We start from the raw sequence: 8,637 nt of genomic DNA, 5'->3' as shown, positions 1-8,637 counted from the left end.
ACGTGGTGGTGGAGTCCGGCGACCACCTGATCCTGTTCGTGATCGACAAGCGCCGCATTCGCGACGTGGAGCGGCTGTTCCAGGTTGGCCTGACCTTCTTCTGACATGACGTTCTCGGGGAGCGCCACGCGATGAGCCTGCGCATGATCCTGCGCATCCTGGGTCTGCTGCTGATGCTGTTCAGCCTGACCCTGGTGCCGCCGATCCTGATCTCGCTGCTGTTCGGCGACGGCCAGTGGGACGCATTCGCGATCGCCATCGGCATCACCGTGTTCACCGGCCTGGTGATGTACCTGCCCAACCGGCGGGCCCGCAAGGAGCTGCGCATCCGCGACGGCTTCCTGATCGCCGCCCTGTTCTGGAGCGTGCTGGGGCTGTTCGGCTCCCTGCCGCTGATGCTCACCGCCGAATCGACGCTCTCGATCACCGACGCGGTGTTCGAATCCTTTTCGGGGCTCACCACCACCGGGGCCACGGTGATCACCGGCATCGAGCACCTGCCCGAGTCGATCCGCTACTATCGCCAGCAGCTGCAGTGGCTCGGCGGCATGGGCATCGTGGTGCTGGCGGTGGCGATCCTGCCGACGCTGGGCGTCGGCGGCATGGCCCTCTACCGCACCGAGATCCCGGGGCCGCTCAAGGACTCCAAGCTGACCCCGCGCATCACCGAGACCGCCAAGGCGCTGTGGTACATCTACGCTGCCCTCACCGTCGCCTGCATGCTGGCCTACCTGGCCGCCGGCATGGACTGGTTCGATGCCCTGGGCCACAGCTTCTCCACCGTGGCGCTCGGCGGCTTCTCCACCCACGACGCCAGCATCGGGCAGTTCGACAGCGCCGTGATCGAGCTGATCTGCATCTTCTTCCTGATCGTCTCGGCGGTGAGCTTCAGCCTGCACTTCGTCGCCTGGCGGCAGCGCAGCGTGACGCACTATTTCCAGGATCCCGAGGCGCGCTTCCTGCTGCTCTTCCTGCTGGGGCTGGCGGTGATCACCGTGGTCTCGCTGTGGCTGACCGAGACCTATGGCACCGAGCGCGGCCTGCGCCACGGGGTCTTCCAGGTGGTCTCGGTGGCCACCACCGCCGGCTTCGGGGTCGCCGACTTCTCGGTGTGGCCCGGTGCCCTGCCCTTCCTGCTGTTCGTGGCCGCCTTCGTGGGCGGCTGCTCGGGCTCCACCGGCGGGGGCATGAAGGTGATCCGCATCATCCTGATCCTCAAGCAGGGCATGCGCGAGGTGATGCGCCTGATCCACCCGAGTGCGGTGATCTCGGTGAAGGTGGGCAAGGTGAGCGTGCCGGACGGCATCGCCCAGGCGGTGTGGGGCTTCTTCTCGGTCTATGTGATGCTCTTCTTCCTGATGCTGGTGGGCGTGATGGCCACCGGCGTCGACCAGGTCACCGCCTGGTCCAGCGTGGCCTCGGCACTCAACAACCTGGGCCCGGCACTCGGCGAGGCCTCCAGCCACTACGGCGACCTGCCGACGCTGGCCAAGTGGATCCTGGTGGTCGCCATGCTGCTCGGCCGCCTGGAGATCTTCACCGTGCTGGTGCTGTTCACCCCCGCCTTCTGGCGACGTTAGCCCCCTTTCCACGTTTGGCCCGCACGGGCCCATCGTGGATAATCCCCTTCTCACTCCTTCATTTCGAGCGTCCATGACCGACTCCCAGGACACCGTGATGCCCACCGAGCCGGCGGCCGGCGTCTCCGGCCCGCGCCGCACCCTTCAGCTGGGCGAGACTCGCTACACCCTGCTGGGCACCGCCCACGTCTCCGCCGAGAGCGCCGCCGACGTGCGCGCCTTGGTACGCTCCGGCGAGTACGACGCCGTGGCCATCGAGCTGTGCGACTCCCGCCATCACAGCCTCGCCAACCCGGATGCCCTGCACAATCAGGACCTCTTCGAGATCTTCCGCCAGGGCAAGGCCGGCATGGTGGCGGCGAGCCTGGCCCTGGGTGCCTTCCAGCAGCGCGTGGCCGAGCAGTCGGGCATCGAGCCCGGCGCCGAGATGCGCGCCGCCCTGGAGGAGAGCCGCCGTGCCGGGCTGCCGCTGCTGCTGATCGACCGCGACGTGGGGATCACCCTCAAGCGCATCTACCACAACGTGCCCTGGTGGCAGCGCTTTTCGCTGTTCTCGGGGCTGTTGGGCAGCGTGCTGTCGCGCCAGGATGTCTCCGCCGAGGAGATCGAGCGGCTCAAGGAGGGCGACGTCCTGGAGTCCACCTTCAGCGAGTTCGCCGCCGAGTCCGAGACCCTCTACACACCCTTGATCAGCGAGCGCGACCGCTACATGGTGCTGCGCCTGGCCGAGGAGGCGCCCCCGGGGCGCTACCGCCACGTGCTGGTGGTGATCGGCGCCGGGCACCTGAAGGGCATGGCCGAGGAGCTCGAGGCGCCGCTGCCCGCGGCCCCCACGCCGGAGCGCGAGGCGCTGGAGGTGACCCCGCCGCCGTCGCGGCTGTGGAAGGCGCTGCCCTGGCTGATCACGGTGCTGGTGCTGACCGGCTTCGCCATCGGCTTCTCGCGCAACACCGAGCTGGGCTGGCAGCTGGTGGGCGAATGGTTCCTGATCAACGGCGTGTTATCGGCGGCGGCCACCCTGGTGGCCCTGGCCCATCCGCTGACGGTGGCGGCCACCTTCTTCGCCGCCCCGCTCACCTCGCTCAACCCCACCATCGGCGCCGGCTTCGTGGCCGCCGGGGTGGAGCTCTGGCTGCGCAAGCCCAAGGTGCGTGACTTCTCCACCCTGCGCCACGATGTCACCGAGCTTGCGGGCTGGTGGCGCAACCGGGTCTCGCGCACCCTGCTGGTGTTCCTGATGGCCACCTTGGGCTCCGCCATCGGCACCTGGGTGGCGGGCTTCCGCATCGCCGGGGCGCTGTTCGGCAGCGGGGCCCCCTGACCCCGTTGCCTACGCCGAGCGTCGCGCCAGCAGGCGCTGCATCGCCGCCGTCGGCGTTTCGATCTTCTCGAAGCGCCGGCTGGCGGCGTAGCTGTCGTTGAAGGCGTCGAAGTAGTCGTCCAGCGCCTGGGCGGCGGCGGCGTCGCCCCCCTGTCGCAGCAGTTCGGCGGCCACCTCGGCGGTGCACAGGTGCGCCTGGGAGGCCGGCTTGCGCAACCGATAGCGGGTCAGCCGCGCGGTGCGCAGGGGCAGCACCGGCAGGCCGTCCAGGTAGGGGCTCTTGCGGAAGATGCGCCGCGCCTGGCGCCAGGTGCCGTCGAGCAGCAGATAGACCGGGAGGCGCCCGGAGGCCTTCGCCGCGGTCACGGCCTCCATGCCCACCACCCGCTCGGCATAGTCGGGCTGGTCGTCGGGGAAGATCACGAAGGGGGCGTAGCGGGGGTCCTCCAGCAGCGCCAGCAATCGCGCGTCCGGCACGGTGCGGTACCAGGTGAAGACCTCGGTTGCGTCCAGCACGTCGCGGATCAGCCGCCCCGTGTTGGTGGGCTTGTGGTGCTCCATGGGGTGGGTGAGCAGCCACACCCGAGCGCGGCTCTCGGCACTCACCGCATAGGGGCAGAGGCAATTGAGCTCGGGCAGGTTGCAGCCCGGGCAGCGTTCCACGAAGCTCCCGCGGGCCTTGAATTCGCGGCGCGGCGGGCGGGGATGCCCGGTAGCGGGGTCCTGCTCGGTGACGGAGGACAGCCGACTGGCGGAGTCGTGACGGGGAGCGTGCAGCATGGCGGCCTGTGCGGATGGGAAAGCGGGGACGCATTCTAGCATGGGGACAGCCCCCGCCCCTCGCTACTGAGCTACTCGAGCAGCGTCTCCGGCACCCAGAGCCGCCCCTCGCGCCGCCAGTGGCGCACCAGCGCGGGCACCCCCTTGCCAGCGGGCTGGCTGAGCCGGGTGACGCCGGGCGGCGCCAGCGCCTCGGCCTCGGGGTCCACCAGCACGCAGGGGGCATCGAAGGGCGCGTACTCGAGCAGCGAGGCCGCCGGCATCACCGCCAGCGAGGTGCCCACCACCAGCAGCAGGTCCGCCTCGGCGGCCAGCTCGCAGGCGTCGGCGAACAGCGGCACCGCCTCGCCGAACCACACCACGTCGGGGCGCAGCTGGCTGCCCTTGTCACAGACATCGCCGAGGCGGATGCCGCCGCGGGGCAGCGGATAGCGCAGTCGCGGGTCCACGGTGGAGCGGGCCTTGAGCACCTCGCCGTGCAGGTGCAGCACCCGGCGCGAGCCGGCCCGCTCGTGGAGGTCATCGATGTTCTGGGTGATGATGCTGACCCGGAATCCCTGGGTCTCCAGCGCCGCCAGGGCCTTGTGGGCGGGGTTGGGACGGGCGCGACGCACCTGGTCGCGGCGCGCATCGTAGAAGCGCAGCACCCGAGCCGGATCGCGTCGCCAGGCCCCGGGCGTGGCCACCTCCTCCACGGGGTGGTCGGCCCAGAGGCCATCGCTGGCACGAAAGGTCTGGATGCCGCTCTCGGCGCTGATCCCCGCCCCGGTGAACACCACCAGATGCGGCTGGCGTGATTCGCCCATGTCTCCTCGCCTGCTGGGGTCCTGCCGCTCAGTACACCAGGCCGTTGCCCTCGTCCCCGGCGAAGCGCTGCTTGTTGCGGTAGGGGTAGACGTCGATCACCCGACCGTCGCGGATCGCCTGCTGCAGCCCCTTCCAGTAGTCGGCGTCGAACAGCTCCGGATGCAGCTCATGGAAGAGCTTGCGCATCCTCACGTCGGCGAACAGGAAGGGCCCGAACTCCTCGGGGAAAATATCATTGGGTCCCACCGAGTACCAGGGCTCGTCGGCGAGCTCCTGCTCCGGATAGAGCGGCTCGGGGATATGGCGGAAGTTGCACTCGGTGAGATAGCACACCTCGTCGTAGTCGTAGAAGACCACCCGGCCGTGGCGGGTCACGCCGAAGTTCTTCAGCAGCATGTCGCCGGGGAAGATGTTGGCCGCCGCCATCTGCTTGATGGCGTTGCCGTAGTCCTTGAGCACGGCGCGGGTCTCCTCCGCGCTGCACTGCGCCAGGTAGAGGTTGAGCGGCGTCATCCTCCGCTCGGTGTAGCAGTGCTCGATGATCACCTTGTCGCCCCTGAGGTAGACCGTCGAGGGGGCCACCTCCAGCAGGTGCTCCAGGCACGCCGGATCGTAGTGGTCCTTGCGGGTGATGAAGTGGGAGAACTCCTGGGTGTCCGCCATGCGCCCCACCCGGTCGTTGCGCTTGACCAGGCGATACTTCTCGCGCACGTTCTCGCGGCTCATCTTCTTGGTGGGATCGAAGCGATCCTTGATGATCTTGAACACGGTGCGGAAGGAGGGCAGCACGAACACCGCCATCACCATGCCACGCACCCCCGGGGCGATGATGAACTTGTCCTCGCGGCGGGCCACGTGGCGGTTCAGGGCACGGAAGAACTCGGTCTTGCCCTGCTTGAAGAAGCCGATGGCGGCATAGAGTTCCCCCTCCGGCTTGCCCGGCATCAGTTCCTGCAGGTAATCGACGAACTCCCCGGGCACCACCACCTCCACCTGAAAATAGGCGCGGGTGAAGGAGAAGATGATCGACACTTCGTCGGGCTCGATCAGCACGGTATCCAGGTGCAGCCCCTCCCCCTCGTCGTGCAGGACCGGCAGCACCAGGGGCACCTGCTCGACCCCGCCCCTGATGCGCCCCACCAGGTAGGCCCCCTTGTTGCGGTAGAAGACGCTCTTGAGCAGCTCGATCTCGGCGTCCTCGGCGGCGCGGATCGCCTCCGGCAGGTGATCGGTGAGGAAGTCCCCCCCCAGGCCGGCATCCCGCTCCAGGTCGACGAAGGGGGTCTCGAGGGGCGCCTCGGCCAGGGCCCAGCGGATCGCACCGACCCAGTCGCCGGCCACCCGATGCCGTCGGCACAGCTCGATACCGGAGTGATGGGCGGCGTCCTCCCGGGAGCTGTAGACGAACATCCAGTCGTTGCGGATATGCCGGTGATGGAAAACCGAGCAGAACAGGGAGTTGAAATAGGTCTCGGCCAGCTCGTAGTCGAGCCGCTGGCTGATCAGCTCGGCATAGTGCTGCTTGGCCTCGCGCCAGCACTCATAGTCGGCCAGCACCTCGTCGCCGAAGGTGCGCTGAAGACGCCCCAATGTCTCGTCCACCTTCTCCTGGTAGAGATTGATGCGCTCCGCCGAGGCCTGCTGGGCCTCCCGCCAGGCGGCATCGCGGAAGCGTCGGCTGGCATCCGCGGTGATCTGCTTGAAGCGTGAGCGGTACTCGTCGAAGCCGTGCAGCACGGTGGCGGCCAGGCGATAGGCGGGCGAGAGCTTCATGGGCGGACTCCGGGCAGCGTATAGGCCCAGCATGACGAATTGTGCGCCGCAGGGCGAGCCCACCAGGGTGGAGCAGGCCGCCCCCTCCAAGCGTCACCGCATCGTCATCCTCCCGTCACCACGCCGTCATCGCCCACTAGCAGGGTAGGGGCGCGTCACCCCACTCCCTGCATCCATGAGCCTTCGGAGAGGCCCGATAAAATCGTCCCTGCCTCTCCTCGCCGCCGCCCTCGCCCTGCGCTTCGAGCAGCTCGACATCGTGCTGGCCGGCCCCTCCGAGTATGTGCTGATGGCCGAGCGCGTCGAGGGCGTGCAGCCGAACCGCCATCGTGCGCCCGGAGTACTACTCGGTCTTCATCGCCCCCACCGACAGCGACATCGAGACCCTGGAGGACCTCAAGGGCAAGCACGTGGCCATGAAGGGCCACAGCTCCACCACAGGCCACATCATGCCGAGCTACATGCTGCACCAGGCCGGGCTGGACATCGACCGCGACCTGCGGATCTCGCTGCAGGACGGCGTCGTTCGTCGCCACCGGCCTCTTCTCGGTGGAGAAAGCGGTGCGCAGCGCCGTGGTGCTGGGCCTAGTGGGTGCCGGCGGCATCGGCGTGGAGCTCTCCGCGGCCATGAACCTGTTCCGCTATGACCAGGCCCTCACCGTGATCCTCGCCATCCTGGTGGTGGTGATCGGCGTCGAGCAGGTCAGCGCCTGGATCCGCAAGCGGGTGATCTAAGGGAATGGGCCATGACGCCCTCCCGTGCTCTGCAGATTGCCAGTCGCCGGGGCTTGTCCCGGCGACTGGCAATTGGCCCGTTCGGTGGCGTCACCACAAGCCGACCTGAGTCGCCACCCAGCGCCCCGGCGCCAGGGTGCCGATAAAGGCCCCCAGCAGCCCCAGATAGGCGCCGCGCATCCAGGCGCGGTGCTGTTCCACTCTGTGCTTGAGGATGGCTCTCATGGCCACGCTCAGTGCAATCAGCATCCACAGCGACAGCAGATGGATGGGCCCCAGGTGCCCCACCAGCGGCAGCACGCCGCCGCCCAGCCAGAAGGAACTCAGCGCCGACAAGGCCATGGCCAGCACCCAGATACCGCCCATCAGTCGGTGGGGCCCGGTGCCCTTGGGCGCCAGCAGCAGGATGGCCCCGAGCCCTAGGGCCAGGAAGGAGGTAGTGAGATGCAGGGTGAACGCCATGGGAGCCTCCGATCGCCAAACGCCGGCCTGGTCGTCAACGCGTCGCTTGAAATGCAACTTGTTGCATAACACTAGCCGTCACTCGCTTGTTATGCAACCATGCGCATATCAATGTCACGTCACCCATGGTTTCCATGTCACTGCGCGCCGTTCTACTGATCACCCTCCAGCGTGAGCCCGGCACCGGTTACGACATTCTCCAGCGCTTCAAGGCGGGGCTCGCTCATGTCTGGCAGGCCAGCCACCAGCAGCTCTATCGGGAGCTGGACCGCATGCGCGGTGACGGGCTGCTGGCCTGCGAGACGGTGCCCCAGGCCGAGCGCCCCGACCGCAAGGTCTACCGGCTGACCGAGGCGGGTCGGCAAGCCCTGGACGCCTGGCTCGCCGAACCCCTGGCCGCCAGCCCCGTGCGCCAGCCGCTGTTCGCCAAGTTCTTCGCCTGGGAGCGCTGGCCCGAGCCCGCCCGCCGCGAGGAGCTCGCCGCCTTGCTCGAGCAGCTCCGCGAGCGCCTGGCGACCTACGCCGCGATTGAACGGGAGTGGTTCAGCGACCCTGCGGCCCTGACGTCCGCCCAGCGCGCGCCCTGGCACACCCTGCGGCTGGGGCAGCGGCTTACCGAGACCTGGCTGGAGTGGATCGAGGAAGTGCTGCTGGAAGGGCGTTGAGATCGTTCGGCTGATCCCGCGGCAACGCCCCGGGCCGGCGGGACAAGGGCGGCCCGGGGCGATGGCCGCCTCACTCCACCACTCGGTAGATCTCCCAGCGGGTGGAGCCGCTGACCACCAGGGGCTCGATTGCCTTGCCCCACTCCCGGTGGTCGGCACGCTCGGCGAGCCTGTCCCACTGGGCGCTCAGGGTGGCCAGGTCGGCCACGCGGAGATCCACCGCCACCACCGACTCGGCGGCGCCGATGCTGCCGGTGGTGATGGTGTAGTCGGTCTGGCCGATCTCGCGGCCGATGGTGGTCCACCACTCCCGGGTCTTCGCCAGCAGCTCCTGCTTGTGCCCGAAGCGGGCCTGACAGTACCAACGTGCGATGATCATGACATCCTCCCGTGCTCTGCCGATTGCGAATCGCCGGGACATCCCCGGCGAGCACAGGGACGCAGCCGGCGGCGGGATTGTTCCCGCCTTTCCACATGCCCCCGCTCTGCCCCGCTCCAGGCAAGAGCGTAGGGT

9 protein-coding genes are annotated in these 8,637 nt (G+C 68.5%); 4 read left to right on the top strand and 5 right to left on the bottom strand.

The window, feature by feature from the left end:
- Positions 1-131: 131 nt before the first annotated feature.
- Entirely contained in the window at positions 132-1,580 is a 1,449-nt protein-coding gene (locus J5F18_RS04965; protein ID WP_346301216.1) for a TrkH family potassium uptake protein, read from the top strand.
- A 73-nt stretch (positions 1,581-1,653) separates the two neighbouring features.
- Entirely contained in the window at positions 1,654-2,901 is a 1,248-nt protein-coding gene (locus J5F18_RS04960; protein ID WP_346301215.1) for a TraB/GumN family protein, read from the top strand.
- Between the two features lie 9 nt (positions 2,902-2,910).
- Here J5F18_RS04960 and J5F18_RS04955 read toward each other — a convergent pair whose 3' ends face one another.
- The 3 genes from J5F18_RS04955 to aceK form a co-directional block, all read right to left on the bottom strand.
- Positions 2,911-3,681, bottom strand: a complete 771-nt coding sequence (locus J5F18_RS04955; RefSeq protein WP_346301214.1) for a tRNA-uridine aminocarboxypropyltransferase — start codon at positions 3,679-3,681, stop codon at positions 2,911-2,913.
- A gap of 71 nt (positions 3,682-3,752) precedes the next feature.
- Positions 3,753-4,487 carry a Sir2 family NAD-dependent protein deacetylase gene (locus J5F18_RS04950; RefSeq protein WP_346301213.1) on the bottom strand — a complete coding sequence of 245 codons (735 nt, stop codon included), beginning with the start codon at positions 4,485-4,487 and terminating at the stop codon, positions 3,753-3,755.
- Positions 4,488-4,515: 28 nt separating this feature from the next.
- Positions 4,516-6,261, bottom strand: a complete 1,746-nt coding sequence (gene aceK, locus J5F18_RS04945) for a bifunctional isocitrate dehydrogenase kinase/phosphatase (protein ID WP_346301212.1) — start codon at positions 6,259-6,261, stop codon at positions 4,516-4,518.
- A 561-nt stretch (positions 6,262-6,822) separates the two neighbouring features.
- Between aceK and J5F18_RS04940 the strand changes: the two genes are divergently transcribed.
- Positions 6,823-6,996, top strand: a complete 174-nt coding sequence (locus J5F18_RS04940) for a hypothetical protein (protein ID WP_346301211.1) — start codon at positions 6,823-6,825, stop codon at positions 6,994-6,996.
- 90 nt (positions 6,997-7,086) lie between these two features.
- Here the strand turns inward: J5F18_RS04940 and J5F18_RS04935 are convergent, their stop codons facing one another.
- A complete protein-coding gene (locus J5F18_RS04935; protein ID WP_346301210.1) occupies positions 7,087-7,458 on the bottom strand; it encodes a DUF2306 domain-containing protein in 372 nt (123 codons plus the stop codon).
- A gap of 134 nt (positions 7,459-7,592) precedes the next feature.
- Here J5F18_RS04935 and J5F18_RS04930 point away from each other — a divergent pair, with 134 nt between their 5' ends.
- Positions 7,593-8,123 (top strand): PadR family transcriptional regulator, encoded by a 531-nt coding sequence (locus tag J5F18_RS04930; RefSeq protein WP_346301209.1) that lies wholly within the window; start codon positions 7,593-7,595, stop codon positions 8,121-8,123.
- Positions 8,124-8,193: 70 nt separating this feature from the next.
- Here J5F18_RS04930 and J5F18_RS04925 read toward each other — a convergent pair whose 3' ends face one another.
- A complete protein-coding gene (locus J5F18_RS04925) occupies positions 8,194-8,502 on the bottom strand; it encodes a hypothetical protein (protein ID WP_346301208.1) in 309 nt (102 codons plus the stop codon).
- Positions 8,503-8,637 lie beyond the last annotated feature (135 nt).

Source organism: Halomonas sp. BM-2019, assembly GCF_017584085.1.
This window is presented reverse-complemented; position numbering and strand designations above follow the sequence as displayed.

Excerpts from the sequence above, each read along its gene's own strand:
- J5F18_RS04965 (WP_346301216.1), top strand. The coding sequence starts at position 132 with ATGAGCCTGCGCATGATCCTGCGCATCCTGGGTCTGCTGCTGATGCTG.
- J5F18_RS04960 (WP_346301215.1), top strand. The coding sequence starts at position 1,654 with ATGACCGACTCCCAGGACACCGTGATGCCCACCGAGCCGGCGGCCGGC.
- J5F18_RS04955 (WP_346301214.1), bottom strand. The coding sequence starts at position 3,681 with ATGCTGCACGCTCCCCGTCACGACTCCGCCAGTCGGCTGTCCTCCGTC.
- J5F18_RS04950 (WP_346301213.1), bottom strand. The coding sequence starts at position 4,487 with ATGGGCGAATCACGCCAGCCGCATCTGGTGGTGTTCACCGGGGCGGGG.
- aceK (WP_346301212.1), bottom strand. The coding sequence starts at position 6,261 with ATGAAGCTCTCGCCCGCCTATCGCCTGGCCGCCACCGTGCTGCACGGC.
- J5F18_RS04935 (WP_346301210.1), bottom strand. The coding sequence starts at position 7,458 with ATGGCGTTCACCCTGCATCTCACTACCTCCTTCCTGGCCCTAGGGCTC.
- J5F18_RS04930 (WP_346301209.1), top strand. The coding sequence starts at position 7,593 with ATGTCACTGCGCGCCGTTCTACTGATCACCCTCCAGCGTGAGCCCGGC.
- J5F18_RS04925 (WP_346301208.1), bottom strand. The coding sequence starts at position 8,502 with ATGATCATCGCACGTTGGTACTGTCAGGCCCGCTTCGGGCACAAGCAG.